General features: G+C 67.0%; 20 protein-coding genes. 17 read left to right on the forward strand and 3 right to left on the reverse strand.

The features are described from left to right. Window positions 1–174 precede the first annotated feature (174 nt). The 3 genes from adh to CLU95_RS27310 all read left to right on the forward strand — a co-directional run bounded on the left by adh (window position 175) and on the right by CLU95_RS27310 (window position 2,344). Window positions 175–1,695 carry an aldehyde dehydrogenase gene (gene adh, locus CLU95_RS27300; RefSeq protein WP_099796488.1) on the forward strand — a complete coding sequence of 507 codons (1,521 nt, stop codon included), beginning with the start codon at window positions 175–177 and terminating at the stop codon, window positions 1,693–1,695. Beyond that, complete coding sequence (locus tag CLU95_RS27305; protein WP_099796489.1) at window positions 1,695–2,072, forward strand: DUF779 domain-containing protein; 378 nt, start codon at window positions 1,695–1,697, stop codon at window positions 2,070–2,072. Before adh ends, CLU95_RS27305 begins: the two co-directional genes overlap by 1 nt. A gap of 62 nt (window positions 2,073–2,134) precedes the next feature. After that, a complete protein-coding gene (locus tag CLU95_RS27310; RefSeq protein ID WP_099796490.1) occupies window positions 2,135–2,344 on the forward strand; it encodes a TOBE domain-containing protein in 210 nt (69 codons plus the stop codon). A gap of 16 nt (window positions 2,345–2,360) precedes the next feature. Here CLU95_RS27310 and CLU95_RS27315 read toward each other — a convergent pair whose 3' ends face one another. Further along, the gene (locus tag CLU95_RS27315; protein WP_099796491.1) at window positions 2,361–2,696 is read right to left on the reverse strand and encodes a hypothetical protein; all 336 of its coding nucleotides are present in this window, start codon (window positions 2,694–2,696) and stop codon (window positions 2,361–2,363) included. Between the two features lie 43 nt (window positions 2,697–2,739). After that, a complete protein-coding gene (locus CLU95_RS27320) occupies window positions 2,740–3,660 on the reverse strand; it encodes a LysR family transcriptional regulator (protein WP_099796492.1) in 921 nt (306 codons plus the stop codon). A 141-nt stretch (window positions 3,661–3,801) separates the two neighbouring features. On the opposite strand from CLU95_RS27320, the gene CLU95_RS27325 reads away from it, so the two are divergent. From CLU95_RS27325 to CLU95_RS27385, 13 genes are all read left to right on the forward strand, one after another. Beyond that, window positions 3,802–4,218 (forward strand): YjfI family protein, encoded by a 417-nt coding sequence (locus CLU95_RS27325; RefSeq protein WP_099796493.1) that lies wholly within the window; start codon window positions 3,802–3,804, stop codon window positions 4,216–4,218. 12 nt (window positions 4,219–4,230) lie between these two features. After that, on the forward strand, window positions 4,231–4,944 hold the full coding sequence (locus CLU95_RS27330; protein ID WP_099796494.1) for a PspA/IM30 family protein: 714 nt from the start codon (window positions 4,231–4,233) through the stop codon (window positions 4,942–4,944). 2 nt (window positions 4,945–4,946) lie between these two features. Next, window positions 4,947–5,306 carry a hypothetical protein gene (locus CLU95_RS27335; protein ID WP_180288682.1) on the forward strand — a complete coding sequence of 120 codons (360 nt, stop codon included), beginning with the start codon at window positions 4,947–4,949 and terminating at the stop codon, window positions 5,304–5,306. A gap of 42 nt (window positions 5,307–5,348) precedes the next feature. Next, a complete protein-coding gene (locus tag CLU95_RS27340) occupies window positions 5,349–5,993 on the forward strand; it encodes an OB-fold-containig protein (RefSeq protein WP_099796495.1) in 645 nt (214 codons plus the stop codon). 67 nt (window positions 5,994–6,060) lie between these two features. Further along, window positions 6,061–8,229, forward strand: a complete 2,169-nt coding sequence (locus CLU95_RS27345; protein ID WP_099796496.1) for a hypothetical protein — start codon at window positions 6,061–6,063, stop codon at window positions 8,227–8,229. Between the two features lie 14 nt (window positions 8,230–8,243). Further along, entirely contained in the window at window positions 8,244–8,789 is a 546-nt protein-coding gene (locus CLU95_RS27350) for a zf-TFIIB domain-containing protein (protein ID WP_099796497.1), read from the forward strand. 12 nt (window positions 8,790–8,801) lie between these two features. Next, the gene (locus CLU95_RS27355) at window positions 8,802–14,081 is read left to right on the forward strand and encodes a DNA repair ATPase (RefSeq protein WP_099796498.1); all 5,280 of its coding nucleotides are present in this window, start codon (window positions 8,802–8,804) and stop codon (window positions 14,079–14,081) included. Next, window positions 14,081–14,779 carry a phospholipase D-like domain-containing protein gene (locus CLU95_RS27360; protein WP_099796499.1) on the forward strand — a complete coding sequence of 233 codons (699 nt, stop codon included), beginning with the start codon at window positions 14,081–14,083 and terminating at the stop codon, window positions 14,777–14,779. The genes CLU95_RS27355 and CLU95_RS27360 overlap by 1 nt, the downstream gene beginning before the upstream one ends. Then, a complete protein-coding gene (locus CLU95_RS27365) occupies window positions 14,779–15,552 on the forward strand; it encodes a hypothetical protein (protein WP_099796500.1) in 774 nt (257 codons plus the stop codon). The genes CLU95_RS27360 and CLU95_RS27365 overlap by 1 nt, the downstream gene beginning before the upstream one ends. A 117-nt stretch (window positions 15,553–15,669) precedes the next feature. Further along, entirely contained in the window at window positions 15,670–16,842 is a 1,173-nt protein-coding gene (locus tag CLU95_RS27370; RefSeq protein WP_099796501.1) for a CaiB/BaiF CoA transferase family protein, read from the forward strand. Continuing rightward, window positions 16,839–17,822, forward strand: a complete 984-nt coding sequence (locus tag CLU95_RS27375) for a hydroxymethylglutaryl-CoA lyase (RefSeq protein WP_099796502.1) — start codon at window positions 16,839–16,841, stop codon at window positions 17,820–17,822. The genes CLU95_RS27370 and CLU95_RS27375 overlap by 4 nt, the downstream gene beginning before the upstream one ends. Next, window positions 17,819–18,199 carry a VOC family protein gene (locus CLU95_RS27380; protein ID WP_099796503.1) on the forward strand — a complete coding sequence of 127 codons (381 nt, stop codon included), beginning with the start codon at window positions 17,819–17,821 and terminating at the stop codon, window positions 18,197–18,199. The genes CLU95_RS27375 and CLU95_RS27380 overlap by 4 nt, the downstream gene beginning before the upstream one ends. A gap of 46 nt (window positions 18,200–18,245) precedes the next feature. Beyond that, a complete protein-coding gene (locus CLU95_RS27385) occupies window positions 18,246–19,214 on the forward strand; it encodes a Bug family tripartite tricarboxylate transporter substrate binding protein (protein ID WP_099796504.1) in 969 nt (322 codons plus the stop codon). A 15-nt stretch (window positions 19,215–19,229) separates the two neighbouring features. On the opposite strand, the gene CLU95_RS30960 is transcribed toward CLU95_RS27385, so the two are convergent. Next, on the reverse strand, window positions 19,230–19,376 hold the full coding sequence (locus CLU95_RS30960) for a hypothetical protein (RefSeq protein WP_172438277.1): 147 nt from the start codon (window positions 19,374–19,376) through the stop codon (window positions 19,230–19,232). 204 nt (window positions 19,377–19,580) lie between these two features. Here CLU95_RS30960 and CLU95_RS27390 point away from each other — a divergent pair, with 204 nt between their 5' ends. Next, window positions 19,581–20,039, forward strand: coding sequence for a GNAT family N-acetyltransferase (locus CLU95_RS27390; RefSeq protein ID WP_180288683.1), 459 nt, complete (start codon window positions 19,581–19,583; stop codon window positions 20,037–20,039). Window positions 20,040–20,159: the final 120 nt, after the last annotated feature.

Here is a 20,159-nt window from a genome sequence, read left to right on the forward strand (position 1 = left end):
CGCAAACATGTCGCAGATTGCGAATGGAAACCCTCTGCGCAGGCCGCGCCCCTCTGGCGCGGGGCTTGGGGATTGTCCCGATCCCGACGGGTATGCCGCTTGCGGTGCCTGTGCGGGCCGCCGCATGTCGCGGTGCCGCCTGTTCACACCTTACCTACCCAACGGAGACAACCCATGGACATGCTCGAACCGGGCAAATTCGGTACCGCAGTGCCTTTCAAGGCGCGCTACGGCAACTACATCGGCGGCGAATGGGTCGCGCCGGTGGAGAACCAGTATTTCGGCAACATCACGCCCGTCACCGGCAAGGTCTTCTGCGAAGTGCCGCGCTCCAGCGCCGCCGACATCGACCGCGCGCTCGACGCCGCCCACAAGGCCAAGGCCGCCTGGGGCCGCACTTCGACCACCGAGCGCGCCAACATCCTGAACCGCATCGCCGACCGCATGCAGGAAAACCTGGCCATGCTGGCTGCCGCCGAGACCTGGGACAACGGCAAACCCATTCGCGAGACCATGGCCGCCGACCTGCCGCTGGCCATTGACCACTTTCGCTACTTCGCCTCGTGCATCCGCTCGCAGGAAGGCGGCATCAGCGAGATCGACCACGAAACCTTCGCGTACCACTTTCACGAGCCTATCGGCGTGGTCGGCCAGATCATTCCGTGGAACTTTCCGATCCTCATGGCCGTGTGGAAGCTCGCGCCCGCGCTGGCGGCCGGCAACTGCGTGGTGCTCAAGCCGGCCGAGCAGACGCCGGTGTCGATCCTGGTGCTGATGGAGGTCATCGGCGACCTGCTGCCCCCGGGCGTGCTCAACGTGGTCAACGGCTTCGGTGTGGAAGCGGGCAAGCCGCTGGCGTCGAGCAATCGCATCGGCAAGATCGCCTTCACCGGCGAGACCACCACGGGCCGACTGATCTCGCAGTACGCGAGCCAGAACCTCATTCCGGTCACGCTGGAGCTTGGCGGCAAGTCGCCCAACATCTTCTTTGCTGACGTGATGGAGCGCGACGACGCCTTCTTCGACAAGGCGCTCGAAGGCTTCACGATGTTCGCGTTGAACCAGGGCGAGGTCTGCACCTGTCCGAGTCGTGCGCTCATTCAGGAATCGATCTACGACCGCTTCATGGAACGCGCACTGAAGCGCGTGGCCGCGATCAAGCAAGGCAGCCCGCTCGACGCGGCCACCATGATCGGCGCGCAGGCTTCGAGCGAGCAGCTGGAAAAAATCCTGTCGTACCTCGACATCGGCCGGCAGGAGGGCGCGCAGGTGCTGATCGGTGGCGAGCGCCAGCAACTCGAAGGCGACCTGGCCGACGGCTATTACGTGAAGCCGACCGTGTTCCGTGGCCACAACAAGATGCGCATCTTCCAGGAAGAAATCTTCGGCCCGGTCGTGTCGGTCACCACCTTCAAGGACGAGGAAGAAGCACTGTCCATTGCCAACGATACGCTCTACGGCCTGGGCGCCGGCGTGTGGAGCCGCGACATGAACCGCGCCTTCCGTATGGGCCGTGGCATCCAGGCCGGTCGCGTGTGGACCAACTGCTACCACCAGTACCCGGCGCATGCGGCCTTCGGCGGCTACAAGCAGTCGGGCATCGGGCGCGAGAACCACAAGATGATGCTCGACCACTACCAGCAGACCAAGAACCTGCTCGTGAGCTACAGCGAGAACAAGCTGGGCTTCTTCTGATGACCGGCGAGGTCCTGCGCGTGACCGCGACCGACGCGGCGCTCGCGCTCATCGACGACCTCGCCGCCAGGCACGGCCCGCTGATGTTCCATCAGTCGGGCGGCTGCTGCGATGGCAGCGCGCCCATGTGCTACGCGCAGGGCGAGTTCATCGTGGGCGACTACGACCGGCTGCTGGGCCACATCGGCGGCATGCCGTTCTACATCAGCGGGCCGCAGTTCGAGTACTGGCAGCACACGCAGCTGATCATCGACGTGGTGCCGGGGCGCGGCGGCATGTTCTCGCTGGAAGGGCCGCTGGGCGTGCGCTTCCTGACGCGCTCGCGACTGTTCACGGACGCGGAGTGGGCCGTGCTCGAGGCCGAGGCGGCGAAGTAGATCGGCGAGGGCGTTGCGTCGATAAACTGGAGCGCTCGATTCCCCACCCTCAGGAGCATTCCATGAAGATCAGCGCACGCAACGTCCTCTCCGGCAAGGTCATCGCCATCGTTCGCGGCCCCGTCACCACCGAAGTCACGCTGGAGATCGCGCCCGGCGTGCAGATCGTCTCGACCATCACCAGCAGCTCGGCCGAATCGCTGAAGCTCAGCGAAGGCGCGAATGCCTATGCGGTGATCAAGGCGTCGAGTGTGATGGTGGGGACTGATTGAACCTGGGCGTTGGCGCCTAGCGCGGCGAGAGCCTTGACAGCGCCGTGAGCAGAAGCCAGCCGATTACGCTGACGACCGGAATGGCGACTGCGTAGACATTGAGCACCTGCCGCCAGTTCAGTGGGACAGGCTGCTCGTGAAAGACCTGACCGGTGTGTGTGACGTCCCGGCTGTGGAAATGGCTGTGATCGACGGTCTGCTGCTCGGTCATCGGATACACGCGCCATGAGCTCAAGGGCACGAGAGGGATTCCAAAGAGCACGATCCATTTGGTCGTGATGTAGGTCCCGCCGATGTCATGTTCGCGTGCGCCGTAGTAGCGCGTTCCGGTGCCGTTCAATGTGTGTGGCATTTTTCTTTTCCTCCGCCCGGCAGCATACCGGCTCCGTGTGGCGCTACGGTCCGGCTTGCTGCAGCAGCTGTCGCACCAGCAGTTGCGCCGCCGGCGAGAGCGCCGCGCCCGTCTTCGTCGCCATCAACAAGCGCCGTGTGGCCCACGCGTCCTTCAGGTGCACCACCTTCAGATCGAGCGCGGCCACCTGCGCCTTACAGGCGGCCAGCGGCACCACGCCGATGCCGAGGTTGGCCGCGATCATGTGGCACATCGCATCGAAGCTGCGCACCTGCACGCGCAAGCGCATCGGAATGCCGGCTTGCTCGGCGGCACGCGAAGTCAGCTCGAGCAGCGAGCTGCTGCGGTTCAACCCCACGAACTCGTGCGCCAGGCAGGTCTTGAAGTCGACCTTCTTCACGCGCAGGCGGGCCAGCGGGTGTGGTTTGGCGCACAGCACCACGAGCTCGTCGGTCTGGAAGGGCGCGACGTCGAGGCCGTAGGCGGGTGTGTTCTCGGCGAACACGCCCACGTCGGCGAGGCCGTCGACCAGCGCGCGCACGATGTCGCCGCTCAGTTGTTCCTCGACCTCGACGCGGATATCGGGATGCTGCCCGAGGAAGGTCGCCAGCGTGGTCGGCAGGAACTCCGTCAGCGCCGACATGTTGGCCCACAACCGCACATGGCCGCGCACGCCGCTGGCGTAGTCGCCCAGCTCGTTGCTGAACTGCTCGAAGCCCTGGAACAGCCGCATCGCATGCTGCATAGCCACGTGGCCCGCTGGCGTGAGCGCGATGCCCTGGGCGCTGCGTTCGAGCAGCTTCGAGCCTGTGGCGGCTTCGAAGTCGGACAGGCGCCGGCTCGCCGCCGAGAGCGCGAGGTGACACGCCCCCGCGCCCTTGGTGATGCTGCCCGACTGGGCCACTGCGCAGAAGAGGCGCAGCGTCACGAAATCGACACGCGCGGGGTTGATGGTGGGGGGCATCGGCGGATTCTAGAGAGCGCGCCAGTGCCGAAAGTCATGCGCATGGACTAAAAGAATTTTTGACATGTTATGTCGCTGCACCTATAGTGAATCCAGCGAAGCATCGCGCGCTTCCAACGGCAGACAACCCAAAGGAGAGGTATGCAATCACTGCTCGATCAACTCAAGGGGCTCGATGTGCTGGCCGGTGCGGCGATGGGTGGGCTGCCCGTGCAGCTGCAGCCCATTCCGGGCAGCACGCCCGTGGTCCAGGTGAGCATCGAAGGGCGCGATGAGCTGCCGATCTTCGTCACCAGTTCCGACATGCAGATCATCTGCATCTGCTACCTCTGGACCGAGGAAGAGGTGAAGCCCGAGCGGCGCACCGAGCTGCTCGAATCGCTGCTCGACCTCAACCCGTCGGTGCCGCTGTCGTCCTTCGGGCGCGTCGGCGGGCGCTACGTGCTCACCGGGGCGCTCGGGCGCAATGCGAGCGTGGAAGACATCGCACGCGAAGTGGCCGTGCTCAGCGACAACGCGCTCGATGCACTCGACGCCTTGTCCGAATTCCTGAACTAAGCGGAGATCACCATGACAGTCATCAAGAAGCTGGTCACCTTGCTGCGCGGCAGCGCCCGCGAAATCGGCGAGAGCGTGATCGACAGCAACGCCACGCGCATCTACGAGCAGGAAATCATCGACGCCAAGCACAGCATCGAAAAGGCCAAGGGCGACCTCACCGGCGTGATGGCCAAGGAGATGCAGTCGGCCCGCGAAATCGAACGCCTGAAGGGCGAGGTCATGCGCTACGAAGGCCTGGCGCTCGAGGCGCTCAACAAGACGCAAGAAGGCCTGGCGCTCGACGTGGCGTCCAAGGTCGGCACGCTCGAGCAGGAACTCGACGAGCAGGCCAAGGCCCACGCTGCGTATGCGCTGCAGGTGTCGCGGCTCAAGGACCTGATCAAGTCGGCCGAGGCGCGCATCCGCGAGCACGAGCGCGAGATCGGCATCGCCAAGACCACCGAGAGCGTCTACCGCGCCACGCAGTCGATCTCCGAGAACATCGGCAGCGGCGGTTCGCGCCTGGCCAGCGCACGCGAGTCGCTGGAGCGCATCCGCTCGCGTCACGAAGACCTGTCCGACCGCATGACGGCGGGCCAGCAGCTCGAAGACGAGTTCGGTCACAGCGCGCTCGAAAAGAAGCTGGCCGCGGCGGGCATCGGCAACGACGTCGACCGCACCGGCAAGGTGATGGAGCGCATCCGCGCCCGGCAAGCCAAGCCGTCCGAACCGGCTCAGGAGTGACGATGGTGCGGGTCAAGCCGGTTCGCTGGCAGGGCTCGGACGAGGCGATCCGCGCGGTCCAGGTGGCCTTCGACGTGGAGGAGGCCGTGCTCGAGGCCGTGCGCACCGCGGCCTTCGAGCAGCATGTGTCCACGCCCGACCAGATCCGGCAGGTGCTGGGCCTGGCGACCACCTCGAAGCCGAAGCGGCCGCGCCTCACGGTGTCGCTGAACGCGGCCGACTACGAATTTCTGGCAGCGCGTTATGGTCTGGCACCCGACGACCGCCTGGCCATCAAGGAAAAGGCCACGCGCGAACTGATTGCCTTTGCGGGCAAGGCGAACAAGAAGAACACCGGCACAAAGAAGCCGGGCGGCAGGTAAGAAGAAAAGAGAACAACAACCAACCCGCACGCGGGAGGATCAATGGGCGATTTCATGGGAGCGGTGACGGGGTACCCCACCGCGATCTACACGGTGCTGCTCGGCGTCGTGGTGATCTATTGGGTGCTCGCGGTGGTCGGCATGGTCGACTTCGAGAGCAGCGGGATCGACGTCGACCTGCACACGCATGCCGACGGCGACACCAGCGACATGGGCCAGATCGCGAGCTACGTGGTCGCCTTCGGCCTGAACGGCGTGCCGTTCTCGGTGGCCGTGAGCCTGCTGGTGCTGGTGGCCTGGACGCTCTCGTGCCTGGGGGGCGAGTGGCTGCTGCCGCTGGTGCCGACGATGGTGCTCAAGCTGCTGGCCGGCACGGTGCTGCTGGTGGTCAGCGCGGCGCTTGCCATTCCGGTGACGGCGGTGGCGATTCGCCCGCTCAAGGGCCTCTTCGTGAGCCACACGGCCGTGAGCAATGCGGCGCTGGTGGGTCAGGTCTGCCGCGTCGTCACCGGCGTGGTGAACGAGAAGGACGGCCGCGCCGAAGTGGCGCGCCGCGGCGCCAGCCTCAACATCCGCGTCTGGGCGCCCACGCCCAACCCCCTCAAGCGCGGCTCGCACGCGCTCATCCTCGAATACGACGAGGTGGCCGCGCGCTACCTCATCGCGGCGCACGAAGACATCGTCTGAGAAGTTCTGACGGCGCGCATCCCTCACCCAAGTTCGTTCGCTCGCTCTTAAAGCATCTGGAGAAAAAATGGAGCCCATCATCTTTGCCGTGGTCATACTGGCCGTGGTCATCCTCGGCCTGTTCGCGATGTTCGCCAAGTTTTATCGAAAGATCGAACAGGGCCACGCACTCATCGTGAACACGCTGCGCGCCGAGCCCGAGGTCACTTTCACCGGCCGCATGGTCTACCCGATCATCCACAAGGCCGAGCTGATGGACATCTCGGTCAAGACCATCGAGATCGACCGCTCCGGCAACGAAGGCCTCATCTGCCGCGACAACATCCGTGCGGACATCAAGGTGAAGTTCTTCGTGCGCGTCAACAAGACGGCCGACGACGTGCTGAAGGTGGCGCAGGGCATCGGCTGTGCGCGGGCTTCGAACCACGAGACGCTCGAAGAGCTGTTCTCGGCCAAGTTCTCCGAAGCACTGAAGACGGTCGGCAAGTCGATGGACTTCGTCGACCTGTACCAGGCGCGCGACGGCTTCCGTGACCAGATCATCAGCCAGATCGGCAACGACCTCTCGGGCTACGTGCTCGAAGACGCCGCCATCGACTACCTCGAGCAGACCCCGCTGTCGGAGCTCGACGCCAACAACATCCTCGATGCGCAGGGCATCAAGAAGATCACCGAGCTGACGGCGGTCGAGCACGTGCGCACCAACGAGCTGCGCCGCAACGAGGAAATGCAGATCAAGAAGAAGAACGTCGAGACGCAAGAAGCGCTGCTCGAACTCGAGCGCCAGCAGGCCGACGCCACCTCGCGCCAGCATCGCGAAATTGCCAGCGTGCGCGCCCGCGAGGAAGCCGAGACCTCCAAGATCCAGTCCGAAGAACGCACCAAGTCCGAAACTGCGCGCCTGCTCTCGGAGCAGACCGTGGCCGTGCAGCAGGAAAACGTGCAGCGCGAAAAGGAAGTGGCCGAAAACAACCGCAAGCGCGCGGTGGCCGTCGAAGAAGAAAAGGTCACGCGTGCCCGCGACCTCGAAATTGTCGATCGCGAAAAGGAAGTGACCCTGCAGCGCATCGAGAAGGACAAGGCCGTCGAAGTGCAGAAGAAGGCCATTGCCGACGTGATCCGCGAGCGCATCGTGGTCGAGCGCACGGTGGCCGAGCAGGAAGAAGCCATCAAGGAACTGCGCGTCGTGGCCGAGGCCGAGCGCACCAAGAAGTCGGTCGTGATCATGGCCGAGGGCCAGGCCGACGAGAAGATGGTGATCGACGTGAAGGCCGCTGAAACGCAGGAAAAGCGCGCGCGCCACAAGGCGGCCGAAGAACTGACGCTGGCCGATGCCAAGTTGAAGGTGGCCGAGCGCGACGCCGAATCGAAGAAGCGCGAAGCCGAGGGCATGGAAGCCATCTCCGCCGCACCGGGCCTGGCGGCCGCCAAGGTCGAGATCGCCACCGCGCAGGCGCGCCTGGCCACCTTCGAGGCCGAAGCCTCGGGCAAGGAAAAGCTGGGTCTGGCCGACGTGCACGTGCGTCAGGCCGATGCCGACGCCATCCTCAAGGCCGGTCAGGCCGATGCGCAGGTCATCGAAGCCCGCTCGCAGGCCGAAGCCGCCGGCATGCGCGCCAAGTTCGACGCCGAAGCCTCGGGCAAGGAAAAGCTCGGCCTCGCCGATGTGAACGTGCGCACGGCCGATGCCGAAGCCACGCTCAAGTCGGGCCAGGCCGATGCACAGGTGATCGAAGCGCGCTTCAACGCCGAGGCGAAGGGCCTGCACGAGAAGTTCGAGGCCATGAAGTCCATGAGCCCCGAAACCCGCGACCACGAAGAGTTCCGCATGCGCCTGGAAAAGTCGCACATCGAGACCATGAAGGGCATCGACGCGCAGACCTCCATTGCCAAGGAACAGGCCGACGTGCTGGGCACCGCGCTGGCCAACGCCAAGATCGACATCGTCGGCGGCTCGGGCGACTACTTCGACAGCTTCGTGCGCTCGCTGTCGGTGGGCAAGGGCATTGACGGCGTCATCTCCAAGAGCCAGGCGGTGCAGGTCGCCTTCAAGGAACAGCTTTCGGGCGAGCGCGACGTGGTGAAAGACCTGCGCGACATCGTCGGCGCGCTGGGCAACTCGTCGGGCGAAATCCAGAACCTCAGCGTTGCCTCGCTGATGAGCAAGATCGCCAACGACGGCACCGAAAGCCAGAAGTCGGCGCTGCAGAACCTGATCTCCTCCTTCCGCAACTGAGCCGGGAGCGCGCGATGAACCCGAACCTGAAGTGCAGCTGCGTCGCCCATGCCGCGATGCAGCCCGTCGCACTCGCCGCAGCCTTGCTCGGCGTGCAGTGCGGCGACTGCCACGGCATGGTGATGGACATGGACGACTGGCGCGGCTGGAAAGCCGCCGACCCGAAGCGCGTGCCGCATGAGGTCGACGACGAGGTGATCGAGGTGTTCGACCTCGCCGCCGTGCGCCACTGCCCCGAGTGCGAGCGGCTGATGCAGCGCCTGCGCGTGAGCGCCGGGCCCGACTTCCGCATCGACCGCTGCGTGGCCTGCCAGAACCTCTGGTTCGACCAGGGCGAATGGCGCGCCCTCGTGAGCCGCGGCCTGGCCGGCCGGCTCGACGAGCTGCTGTCCGATGGCTGGCAGCGCCGGCTGCAGACCGAGGAGGTGCGCGAGGCGCGCCTTGCCGCGCTGCGCCGCCGCTACGGCGACGACTGCATCGACGAGCTGGACCGCATCCGCACCTGGCTCGACACCCAGCCTCACCGCGACGAATTGCTCGCACTGCTGCGCGCGGACTGACCGCGCCGATCCATGCAACCCACTGACGACACCGGCGCGCCGCCCGGCGCCCAGGCCCCCATCGATGCCACCGAAGCGCTGGTCTCCGGCAGCGGCAGCTACGACCTGCTGAAGAAGCGGCTCGAGACCCAGGGCGAGGGCCTGCTCAAGAAGACGCAGGCGCTCAACGAGCAGCGGCTCGCCGAGTTCGGCCGCTCCGACCAGACGCTGATTCTGCGCACCCGTGCGCGCACCGAGAACAACGCCGTGGCGCGCGACATCGTGCGCATCGGCGACCTGCTGCTGTTCGGCTACAACGTCTTCATCGGCCTGCGCAAGGAAACGGCCGTGGGCGACGTGTTCGGCCTGTACCGGCTCGCGTCGCCGGGCGAGGCGGCCACCGAGAACGACGAGCTGCAGCCCGTGCCGCTGGCCGGCACCTTCCTGGAAGACACGCGCTTCGTCTCCGACTTCCGCGAGCTCTACGCCTACTACAAGCAGGCCACGCTGCTGCAGCTGCGCGTGACGCAGGACAAGCTGCTCGCCTCGTTCCAGATCGGCCAGCAACTGAGCGACGTGCGCGTGTTTCGCTGGGCCATCGAGCGCGACGGCAGCATCCACTACGTCGACAACCGCGGCGAGCGCGACATTGCGCTGCCCGCGAGCCACGACTTCGAGTGGACCGTGGCCACCCGCGAAGACCACGTGGGCGGCAAGCACCCGCACGTGAACGTGCTCGACACCGTGTTCGTCGAGACGCTGGGCGGCGACCTCACGGTCAAGATCGAGAACAACACCGAAACTGGGCTGGGCATCTACAGCGAGCCGGTGGAAGACAAGAGCCAGTCGCTCACCGATGCGGAGATCGCCTGGGCCAAGCTCGGCATGCTGATATTGCTGCGCGTGAAGCCGTACCGCGAGCAGACCACGCGCTACCTGGTGTTCAACATCCGCACGCAGAAGGTCGAGCGCATCGACGCCATCGGCGGCTCCTGTGTGCAGCTGCCCGAAGACCACGGCATCATCTTTCCCGGTGGCTACTACCTGCAGTCGGGCGAGCACAAGCGCTTCGATTTGCCGGCCGAGGTGGTCGAAAGCCTGCGCTTCAAGCGCATGCTGCGCTCGCCCAACGGCGAAGACGTGGCCTATGTGTTCTACGACCGCAAGCCGGGGCGCTACGCGCTCTTCAACTACAACCTGATCGACAAGAAGCTCGCCACGCCGATCATCGCCAACGGCTACGCGCGCTTTGCCGACGGCCGCATCCTGGTGTTCAACGGCGACAACGGCGAGCCCACGCGCGTGCATCCGATGCAGCTGTGGCAGACGCCCTTCGCCAGCGAAGAGCACGTGAGCGCGCAACCGCCCGCCACCGGCTTCTTCGGCAAGATCGGCAATGCCGAGCTGGTGCGCGGCGTGTCCGACCTCATGGGCATTGCCCGCGCGGTGCGCGAGCAGGCGCCCACGCGCGCGGCCTACGACGACCTCATTCGCCAGTGCACCCGCGTGAGCGACGCCTACTTCTGGCTCGACGCGCCTGAGGCCGCCGGCCTCATGGGCGAGCTGCGCAGCATCGCCGAGGTGGCGCGCAGCACGTTGGCCGAGTTCGAAAAGGTCGACACCATCCGCCGCGAAACCGCGCGCGCGCTGGCCCGTGCGGAAGACGAGCAGCACGCGCTGATGGTCGACATTGCCAGCACGCTCTGGCGCGCCCCCGACGATTTCGTGAAGGCGCTGGGCCGCCTGCGCGAACGGCGCGGCGCGCTGCAGATGCTCAAGGAGCTGCGCTACGCCGACCTGCCGCGCATCGCGGCCATGGACGCCGCGCTCGAGGCCGAGCAGCAGCGCATCGGCGAGCGCGCCATGCAGTTCCTGGCGGCCGACACCGCCTTCAACGGCCAGCGCCAGGCACTCGACAAGCTCGCGCTCGAACTGCCCAACCTGGCCACGTCGCCGGCGCTCGGCCAGATGCTGGCCACGCTCGACGAGCAGGCGGCCGGCCTCGACCTGCTGACCGAGCAACTGGGCAGCCTGCCGGGCGGCGATGCGGTGATCCGCACCTCGATCCTGGACCGCATCTCGCTGATCTACGCCGACATCAACCGCATGCGTGCAGATGCACGCATGCGGCGCAAGTCGCTGGGCGCGACCGAGGCGCGTGCCGAGTTCGGCGCGCAGTTCAAGCTCTTCAGCCAGGCGGTCGAAAACGCGCTGGAGTTCGCCGACACGCCCGAGAAGTGCGACGACGCGCTGACGCGCCTGCTGGCCCAGCTCGAAGAGATCGAAGGCCGTTTCGCCGAGCAGGAAGACTTCCTGGCCGACATCGCCGAGAAGCGCGAGACCGTCTACGAAGCGCTGTCCGCGCGCCGCCAGAGCCAGGTGGAAGCACGCCAGCGCCGCGCGCAGGGCGTGGTCGATGCGGCAGGGCGCATCCTCGACGGCATTCCGCGCCGCATTGCGCAGTTCGGCGACCTGACGCAGGTCCACAGCTACTTCGCGGCCGATCCGATGATCGGCAAGCTGCACACGCTGATCGCCGACCTGCGCACGCTGGGCGCCGCGGTGCAGGCCGACGAACTCGACACGCGCCTCAAGACCGCGCGCGACCAGGCCCTGCGCTCCATCCGCGACAAGCGCGAGCTGGTGAGCGAGGGCGGCGACACGCTGCGCCTCGGTCGCCACGCCTTCACCGTGCACCGCCAGCCGGTCGACCTGACGCTCGTGGCCCGCGACGAGGGCATGGCCTACCAGGTCACCGGCACCGACTACCAGAGCCCGGTCGATGAACCGCGGCTGCTGCCGCTGCAGCGCTACTGGAACCAGTCGCTGGTGTCGGAAACGCCCGAGCTGTCGCGCGCCGAGTACCTGGCCGGCCGCCTGCTGGAGGCCTTGCTCGACGGCAAGACCGAGCGCAGCTGGGCCGAGGTGCTCACGCTGCTGGCCGAAGACCCACTGCACCCGCAGCTGCTCGACATGGTCCGCCGCTTTGCCGCGGCGCGGTACCAAGAGGGCTACCAGAAGGGCATCCACGACGACGATGCGATGCGCCTGCTGGGGGCGCTCGTCGGCATGCAGGACCAGGCCGGTCTGCTCGCCTGGGGCCCGACTGAACGTGCGCTGGCCTTGCTCTACTGGCAGCACGGCCACCTGATCGCGCACCGCGAATCGATGCTGCGCCGCGCGCGCGCGGCGATGCAGATGCTGGCGCTGTTTGGCCGGCGCGATGCGTTGGAGCAGCTCGAAGCCGACATCGCACGCGCACTGAACCACTTCGCGCGCGACGTGGTGCCCGACCTGCTGCCTGTGGCCGACACCGCGAGCGACGAAACACGCGACGCGCACGACGGCCGCGTGACCACGCTGTGCGACCAGGCCGCCGCGTACCTCGTGCGCGAACTGGCCAGCGAACATGGCGGCGACACCTGGGCCGTGTCCGGCGCGGGCGAAGACCTGGCGGCCGCGCTGCTGCGCGAGCTGGAACGCGGCGGCCGGCGCGACGCGTGGCAGCACGACCTCGACGCCGCACCGCCGGCCGAACGCTGGCGCCTGGCGCGCGACTGGGTGCGCGCCTACGCGACGCACCAGGCGCCGCAATCGATCGACTGGATCGACGACGCGGCCAGCGTGCTGGCGATGCCGTTGCAGCGCACCCGCGTCAACGCGGCGCTCGACCGCACCGTCGAAGGCCTGCGCGGCGAGCACCCGCGTGTGACTGAGGGCCGGCTCACGCTGAACCTCAACGACTTCTGGCGCCGCTTTCTGTTCCACACCCTGCACGCGGTGCCGGGCTACGAGGCGCTGCACAGCCTGCGCCACGAACTGCTCGAACGCGAGAAGGCGCGGCTCAAGCTCGGCCAGTTCCAGGCCAAGCCGCTGTCGACCTTCGTGCGGAACCAGCTGATCGACGAGCTCTATTTGCCCCTCATCGGCGACAACCTTGCCAAACAGATCGGCTCGGCGGGCGAGGGCAGCCGCACCGACCGCATGGGTTTGCTGCTGTTGATCTCACCGCCCGGCTACGGTAAGACGACGCTGATGGAGTACGTGGCCGACCGCCTCGGCCTGATCTTCGTGCGCATCAACTGTCCGGCGCTGGGCCATGGCGTCACGGCCATCGACCCGGCCAACGCGCCCAACAGTGCCGCGCGGCAGGAGCTGGAGAAGCTCAACCTCGGCCTGGCGATGGGCAGCAACGTGATGCTGTACCTGGACGACATCCAGCACACCAGCCCCGAGTTTCTGCAGAAGTTCATCGCGCTGGCCGACGGCACGCGGCGCATCGAGGGTGTGTGGAACGGCGAGCCGCGCAGCTACGACATGCGCGGCAAGCGCTTCGCGATCGTGATGGCGGGCAACCCCTACACCGAGTCGGGCGACGTGTTCAAGATCCCGGACATGCTGGCCAACCGCGCCGACATCTACAACCTGGGCGACGTGCTCTCGGGCCGCGAGGCGGCGTTCGCGCTCTCGTACATCGAGAACAGCCTGACCTCCAACCCCACGTTGATGCCGCTCGCCTCGCGCGACCCGAAGGACGTGCAGCTGCTGGTGAAGATGGCGCAGGGCCACGACGTGCCGAGCAGCGCGCTGTCACACGCCTACAGCGCGGTCGAGCTGGAAGAGATCAAGGCGCTGCTGCAGCGCCTGTTCCGTGCGCGCGACCTGCTGCTGAAGGTCAACCTGGCCTACATCGCCTCGGCTGCGCAGCAGGAGAACTACCGCACCGCGCCGCCGTTCAAGCTGCAGGGCAGTTACCGCAACATGACCAAGCTCGCGGGCAAGATCACGCCGCTGATGCGCGACGACGAGCTCGACGCGCTGCTGCGCGACCACTACCGCGGCGAGGCCCAGACGCTGACCACGGGCGCCGAAGAAAACCTGTTGCGCCTCGCGCAACTGCTCGGCAGCCCCACGCCGGAAGAAAGCGCGCGCTGGACGGCCATCTGCGACGAGTTCGTGCGCCAGCGCAAGCTCGGCGGTGCCGATGTCGACGGCAGCCAGCGCATCGCGAGCAGCATGCTCGACGTGGCGCGCGCGGTCGATGCGCTCAAGCCCGAGCCCGCGCCGCCAGTTGAAGGCCCGAGCGAAGGCCAGCGCCTGGCCGACGCCATGCTGCAGATCGCCGTGACCTACCGCGAACTGATCCTGCCGCTGGTGACGGCCACCGAGCGCCGGCTCGAACTCGACCGCTCGATCAAGCAGGACATGGAGCGCCTCGCCGCCGAGGTGCAGGCCACGCGGGCGGTGCCCAAACGCGCGCCCCCGCCGCCATCCCCGTCATCGCCGCCCAAAAAAGCAGACAAGGATCACTGATGTCCGCATTGCCCGAACTGCTGGCCCAGCTCGACGCGACGATGGCCGACGCGCGCCTGAGCGACGACGAACGCCGCGTGCTGGTCCACACCCTGCGCGAAGCCTCGCCCCCCGAAGATGGCCTGCGCCAGCTGCGCAACCGCGCTTTCGACCTCGTGCGCTCGCGCACCGCCGACCCCGAGCAGCTGTCGCTTCTCAAGTGGCTCGAGGGCGTGGTGCGCGCGATCGATACCGGCCGCTCGCCCGACAGCGTCACGGTGCGCTCGCAGGCCTACTTCAGCCCCGGCACCGCCTGCTTGCAGGCGATCAACCAACAACTGCGAACGGCCAAGCGCGCGGTCGACCTGTGCGTGTTCACGCTGTCGGACGACCGCATCACCGCCGAGGTGCTGGCGGCGCACCGGCGCGGCGTGACGGTGCGCTTCGTCACCGACAACGACAAGGAGTTCGACCGCGGCAGCGACGTCGGCCAGTTGCGCGCGGCGGGCATTCCGGTGGCGGTGGACCGCACCGAGGCCCACATGCACCACAAGTTCGCGCTCTTCGACGGCGCGCGGCTGCTCAACGGCAGCTACAACTGGACCCGCAGTGCCTGCGAGTACAACGAAGAAAACCTGGTGCTGAGCAACGACCCGCCGCTGGTGCGCCGCTTCGCGGATGAATTCGACACCTTGTGGAAAGAACTGCAGGCCTCCTGATGCCAAGAAGAATCGACTACGACTGGGAACTGCCCGCCGCCATGCAGCAGCGGCTGGGCGGCAGCACCTACGGCGCGCAGCGCATCATCCATGAGCAGGAGCACCTGATGGTGATCCTGCACGAGCCGCCCTCGGGCTCCGGCGCCGAGCGCAAGCCCGTGGTGTTCCTGCGCAAGCCCGACGGCGCGTGGCTGCACAAGGGCAACAACCCCGGCGAGCGCGCGCTCGCCAAGCTGCTCGAAAGCTACCGCGCGGCGTTCAGCACCTTCGAGATCCGCCACCAGGCCGCAGAGACCTCGGAAGACCTGTTCCAGATCCTCGGCCCGCTGATCCCGCTCACCCGCGCTGCGCGGAACATGCAGGACGCCCTGCAGGCCGCGCGCGACGCCGTGAAGGGCGACCTGATGCTCATCGACCAGCGCGACCTCGCGGTCGAAATTGCACGCGGCTTCGAGCTGCTGCTGGCCGACACGCGCATGTCGCTCGACTACCGGCTCGCACGCGCCGCCGAGGCGCAGGCGCACTCGGCCCTCGACATGAGCCGCGCGCAGCACAAGCTCAACACCATCGCTGCGCTGACCTTTCCGCTGATGGCCATCGGCGCGGCCTTCGGCATGAACTTGCACAGCGGCGTGGAGAACCTGCCGTCGTGGGTGTACTGGCTGATCTTCGCGGCCGGCATCTGCCTGGGCGTGATGCTGCGCGGCTGGGTGAAGACGCCGGCCGAGCTGCCGGTTGTTGCCAAGCCTGCGTCCACGCTGAAGAAGAAGTAGCAGCAGGGCGCAGGCATGGCCTTCGCGTTTCGCGAAGGCCTGCTGCCATCAGAGCAATTCCGTTCGTCGCCATCTGTTTCTAGAGTCGGGGCAACCCACTTGGAGACAGAGACAGACATGAACGCACTCGAAGGCCTGAAGGTGCTGGAGCTCGGCCAGCTCATCGCCGGCCCCTTCGCCGGCAAGACGCTCGCCGAGTTCGGCGCCGACGTGATCAAGGTCGAGCCCGCCGGCGTCGGCGACCCGCTGCGCAAGTGGCGGCTGCTGCGCGACGGCACCTCGGTGTGGTGGGAGGTGCAGTCGCGCAACAAGCGCTCGGTGTGCCTCGATCTGCGCAGCGCCGAAGGGCAGGAGGCCGTGCGCGCCCTGGCGCTCGAAGCCGATGTGCTCATCGAGAACTTCAAGCCCGGCACGCTCGAAGGCTGGGGCCTGGGCTGGGAGCAGCTGCATGCGCTGAACCCGCGCCTCATCATGCTGCGCATCTCGGGCTACGGGCAGACCGGCCCCTACCGCGACAAGCCGGGTTTCGGCGTGCTCGGCGAATCGATGGGCGGGCTGCGCTACCTCAGCGGCGAGCCGGGCCGGGTGCCGGTGCGCGTGGGCGTCTCGCTGGGCGACACGCTGGCCGCGCTGCATGGCGTGATCGGCGTGCTCACGGCGCTGCACCACCGCACCGCGCACGGCGGCGAGGGGCAGTTCATCGACGTCGCGCTGTACGAGTCGGTCTTCAACGTGATGGAAAGCCTGCTGCCCGAGTACGACGCCTTCGGTGCCGTGCGCGAGCGGGCCGGCAGCGCATTGCCGGGCATCGCGCCGACCAATGCCTACCGCTGCAGCGACGGCCACTACGTGCTGGTGGCGGGCAACGGCGACAGCATCTTCCGCCGGCTGATGCGCGCCATCGACCGCGCGGACCTGGAGAACGACCCCGGCCTCGCGCACAACGACGGCCGCGTGCTGCGCGTGGAAGAGATCGACGCCGCCATCGAAGCCTGGACCCTGCAGCGCAGCCGCGATGACGTGCTGGCCGTGCTCGACGCGGCGGGCGTGCCGGTCGGGCGCATCTACACGGTGGCCGACATCGCCACCGATCCGCAGTACCTGGCGCGCGAGATGATCGTCGAAGCGCGCGGCTCCGACGGTGCGCTGCTCAAGGTGCCGGGCGTGGTGCCCAAGCTCAGCGCGACACCGGGGCGCATCGCGCATGCGGCGCCGCTGCTGGGTGAACACACGGCGGACCTGAAGGGCGCGGGCTGGCCGGTGCGTGGCGCCGAAAGCGAGGCCGTATGAAAATCGGCAACGGCACGCGGCTGTTCATCAACGAAGTCGCCACGCGTGACGGCTTCCAGATGGAAAGCCGCTTCATTCCCACCGACGACAAGGTCGCGCTGATCGACCGGCTCAGCACACTCGGCTACGCCAAGATCGAGGTCACCTCGTTCACCTCGGCCAAGGCGATCCCTGCGCTGCGCGATGGCGAAGAAGTGATGCAGCGCATCGCACGCCGGCCGGGGGTGGTCTACACCGCGCTCGTGCCCAATGTGCGCGGCGCCGAGCGCGCGCTGGAAAGCCGCATCGACGAGTTCAACATCGTCATGTCGGTCAGCGAGACGCACAACCTCAGCAACCTGCGGATGACGCGCGAGCAGTCGTTTGCGCAGCTGACCGACGTGATCGCGTTGGCGAAGCAGGCGAGGGTGCCGGTGAACGTGTCGCTCTCCTGCGTGTTCGGCTGCCCGATGGAAGGCGATGTGCCGCTTGAGGCAGTGCAGGGCTGGATCGATCGCTTCGCTGCGCTGGGCGTACAGGGCATCACGCTGTGCGACACCACCGGCATGGCGCATCCGACCCAGGTGCAGGCGGTGTGCGAGGCCGTGCGCGCGCGGCATCCGGCGCTGGAATGGACGGCGCACTTTCACAACACGAGGGGCATGGGCCTGGCGAACACCATTGCCGCGGTCGAAGCGGGCATCGAGCGGCTCGACATGTCGCTCGGCGGCATCGGCGGCTGCCCCTATGCGCCGGGCGCGACAGGCAATGTCGCGACCGAGGACGTGGTCCACATGCTGCAGTGCATGGGCTACGACACCGGCATGGACCTCGACGGCCTGATCGGCGCAGCGACCGAACTCGAATCGCTCGTGCAGCACGAGCTATCGAGCCAGGTCTCGCGCGCCGGTCACCGGCTCACGCGGCATGCGCCGCCGGCCGATTTCAACGAGATCGTCGAGCGCGCGAAGGCACGTTCGGCCCAGAAGGAGAACGCATGATCGACCACCTGGATCACCTGGTGCTCACGACCGCGAACGAAGAGGCTTGCGTGCGCTTCTACGTGGAGACGATGGGCATGACGCTGGAAGTCTTCGGCGCCGGCCGCAAGGCCTTTCGCTTCGGTCACCAGAAGATCAACCTGCATGTGAAGGGCCATGAATTCGAGCCGAAGGCCGACGTGCCCACGCCCGGCTCGCTCGACCTGTGCTTCATCGCCAGCGTGCCGCTCGAAGCTGCCATCGCGCGGTTGATCGCGCAGGGCGTGCCGATCATCGAAGGCCCCGTGATGCGCACGGGCGCCACCTCGCGCATCCGCTCGGTCTACGTGCGCGACCCCGACCTGAATCTCATCGAGATTTCGGAGCTGACGCCCTGACGCGCGGCCCGAAGACAGTCCACAAAAAACCACCGGAGACAAATTCATGAACCCCGTTCACCGCCTGCTCGCGGTCGGCCTCGCGCTGGCCGCCACCGCCTCGCATGCCGCAGACACTTGGCCTGCCAGACCCCTGACCTTCGTGGTGCCGACCGCACCCGCGGGCTCGACCGACATCATGGCGCGGCTGGTCGCCGACCCGCTGCAGCGTGCGCTGGGCCAGCCGATCGTCGTCGACAACAAACCCGGCGCCAGCGGCAACATCGGCACCGAGGCCGTGGCCCGCGCCACGCCCGATGGCTACACGCTGTTGATGCAGTACTCGGGCTACCACGTCGGCAACCCGTCGCTGTACCCGAACCTGCGCTGGAGCCCGACCAAAGACTTCGTGCCGGTGGCGATGGTGATGCGCGCGCCGCACGTGGTCGCGGTGAGCGGCAAGCTGCCGGTGACGTCGATGAAGGAACTCATCGAGTACGGCAAGAAGAAGGAGGGCGGCCTGTTCTATGCCTCGTCGGGCAACGGCTCGATCCAGCACATCGCGGGCGAGCTGCTGTCGCGCCAGACGAAGCAGCCGGCCACGCACGTGCCCTACAAGGGCTCGGGGCCGGCCATCAACGACCTGGTGGCGGGCAATGTCGATATCTTCATCACCACGCCGCCCTCGGTCATCGGCCACTTCGCGGGCGGGCGCATCAAGCCGCTCGCGTACACGGGCAGCAAGCGGCACGCATCGATGCCGAACGTGCCGACCTCGGCCGAGGCGGGGTTGCCGGGCTACGAGGTCGAGTCGTGGTTCGCGGTGTTCGCGCCTGCGAAGACGCCGCCCGAGGTGGTGAACAAGCTCAGCGCCGAGATCAAGAAGATCGTCGAGAGCGAGGCCTTCCGCAAGAAGGTGGACGACCAGGGCGCCTTCGCGACCTACATGGACCCGCCGACGCTCGGCAAGTTCGTCGACCAGGAACTCGCGGCCTGGTCGAAGGTGATCAAGGGCGCCGACATCAAGCCGGACTGAGCGAGCTGCTCAGCCTCAGGGCTTGACGCCCAGCACCGACAGGATCACCGCCGCGAGGCCGAGTGCCACGGGCACCTGGTGCCCGGCCAGCGCGCGGGCCTGGGCCACGGACAGCTTGGTCTGCTGAAGGAGGTTCTTTTCCGAATGAAGGGGTGTGGACATGGTGTCTGCTCCTGTGTGGGGCGAACGGTGTGTTCGCGTGGGTTCCACGATAGGCCTCTCAACCTGCGATGACGCACAGGTTTTGTCGACACGGCGTTTCCGTTTTCGCAACGATCCGGCGGCTCTGGCAGGGAACTTCTGCTCAGAACTCAGAATAGGGTCATGCAACGGAGCGCACGCAACACACACACGACGGGTTTGAAGATGCGCAGGGCCACCCCGGCCGATGCGGTGCCCTGGACGCTCCTGTTCGACGCGGACGGCCCGCGCCCCGAAATCGAAAAGTACCTGCTGCGCGGTGAGCAATGGCTGGCCGAACAGGCCGGCGAGGTCGTCGGCCAGATGGTGCTCATGACCACGCGCGTCGACACCTGGGAGATCATGAACATCGCCGTGGCCGAGTCGCACAAGGGCCAGGGCATCGGCACCGCCATGCTGAAGAAGGCGAAGCTGCTCGCCACGCAACGCGGCGCCCACCGGCTCGAAGTCGGCACCGGCAACAGCAGCCTGCGCGAGCTGGCCTTCTACCAGCGCTTCGGCTTTCGCATCGTCGGCGTCGACGTCGACTACTTCGTGCGCCGTTGGGGCAGGGCGACGAAGCAGAACGGCATCCCGCTGCGGGACCTGGTCCGGATGGAGATGGTGCTGTCGCGCGCCTCGTAGTCGGTGCCTGGTTCTTTCAGGGAGCGATCACGCCGACGGGGCACCTTGCTCCGCGAATGTCCCCCGCCTGCGGCTCCTCCTTGATTTCGCTGCGCAAGGCACCCCATCAGCGTGATCGTT

The organism is Variovorax sp. 54 (assembly GCF_002754375.1).
Classification (GTDB): domain Bacteria; phylum Pseudomonadota; class Gammaproteobacteria; order Burkholderiales; family Burkholderiaceae_C; genus Variovorax.

What these genes read in the sequence shown, in the direction of transcription:
- CLU95_RS27380 (WP_099796503.1), top strand. Translation starts at nt 17,819, where the DNA reads ATGATCGACCACCTGGATCACCTGGTGCTCACGACCGCGAACGAAGAG.
- CLU95_RS27360 (WP_099796499.1), top strand. Translation starts at nt 14,081, where the DNA reads ATGTCCGCATTGCCCGAACTGCTGGCCCAGCTCGACGCGACGATGGCC.
- CLU95_RS27355 (WP_099796498.1), top strand. Translation starts at nt 8,802, where the DNA reads ATGCAACCCACTGACGACACCGGCGCGCCGCCCGGCGCCCAGGCCCCC.
- CLU95_RS27345 (WP_099796496.1), top strand. Translation starts at nt 6,061, where the DNA reads ATGGAGCCCATCATCTTTGCCGTGGTCATACTGGCCGTGGTCATCCTC.
- CLU95_RS27350 (WP_099796497.1), top strand. Translation starts at nt 8,244, where the DNA reads ATGAACCCGAACCTGAAGTGCAGCTGCGTCGCCCATGCCGCGATGCAG.
- CLU95_RS27365 (WP_099796500.1), top strand. Translation starts at nt 14,779, where the DNA reads ATGCCAAGAAGAATCGACTACGACTGGGAACTGCCCGCCGCCATGCAG.
- CLU95_RS30960 (WP_172438277.1), bottom strand. Translation starts at nt 19,376, where the DNA reads ATGTCCACACCCCTTCATTCGGAAAAGAACCTCCTTCAGCAGACCAAG.
- CLU95_RS27320 (WP_099796492.1), bottom strand. Translation starts at nt 3,660, where the DNA reads ATGCCCCCCACCATCAACCCCGCGCGTGTCGATTTCGTGACGCTGCGC.
- CLU95_RS27305 (WP_099796489.1), top strand. Translation starts at nt 1,695, where the DNA reads ATGACCGGCGAGGTCCTGCGCGTGACCGCGACCGACGCGGCGCTCGCG.
- CLU95_RS27375 (WP_099796502.1), top strand. Translation starts at nt 16,839, where the DNA reads ATGAAAATCGGCAACGGCACGCGGCTGTTCATCAACGAAGTCGCCACG.
- CLU95_RS27310 (WP_099796490.1), top strand. Translation starts at nt 2,135, where the DNA reads ATGAAGATCAGCGCACGCAACGTCCTCTCCGGCAAGGTCATCGCCATC.
- CLU95_RS27335 (WP_180288682.1), top strand. Translation starts at nt 4,947, where the DNA reads ATGGTGCGGGTCAAGCCGGTTCGCTGGCAGGGCTCGGACGAGGCGATC.
- CLU95_RS27390 (WP_180288683.1), top strand. Translation starts at nt 19,581, where the DNA reads ATGCGCAGGGCCACCCCGGCCGATGCGGTGCCCTGGACGCTCCTGTTC.
- adh (WP_099796488.1), top strand. Translation starts at nt 175, where the DNA reads ATGGACATGCTCGAACCGGGCAAATTCGGTACCGCAGTGCCTTTCAAG.
- CLU95_RS27325 (WP_099796493.1), top strand. Translation starts at nt 3,802, where the DNA reads ATGCAATCACTGCTCGATCAACTCAAGGGGCTCGATGTGCTGGCCGGT.
- CLU95_RS27330 (WP_099796494.1), top strand. Translation starts at nt 4,231, where the DNA reads ATGACAGTCATCAAGAAGCTGGTCACCTTGCTGCGCGGCAGCGCCCGC.
- CLU95_RS27340 (WP_099796495.1), top strand. Translation starts at nt 5,349, where the DNA reads ATGGGCGATTTCATGGGAGCGGTGACGGGGTACCCCACCGCGATCTAC.
- CLU95_RS27370 (WP_099796501.1), top strand. Translation starts at nt 15,670, where the DNA reads ATGAACGCACTCGAAGGCCTGAAGGTGCTGGAGCTCGGCCAGCTCATC.
- CLU95_RS27385 (WP_099796504.1), top strand. Translation starts at nt 18,246, where the DNA reads ATGAACCCCGTTCACCGCCTGCTCGCGGTCGGCCTCGCGCTGGCCGCC.
- CLU95_RS27315 (WP_099796491.1), bottom strand. Translation starts at nt 2,696, where the DNA reads ATGCCACACACATTGAACGGCACCGGAACGCGCTACTACGGCGCACGC.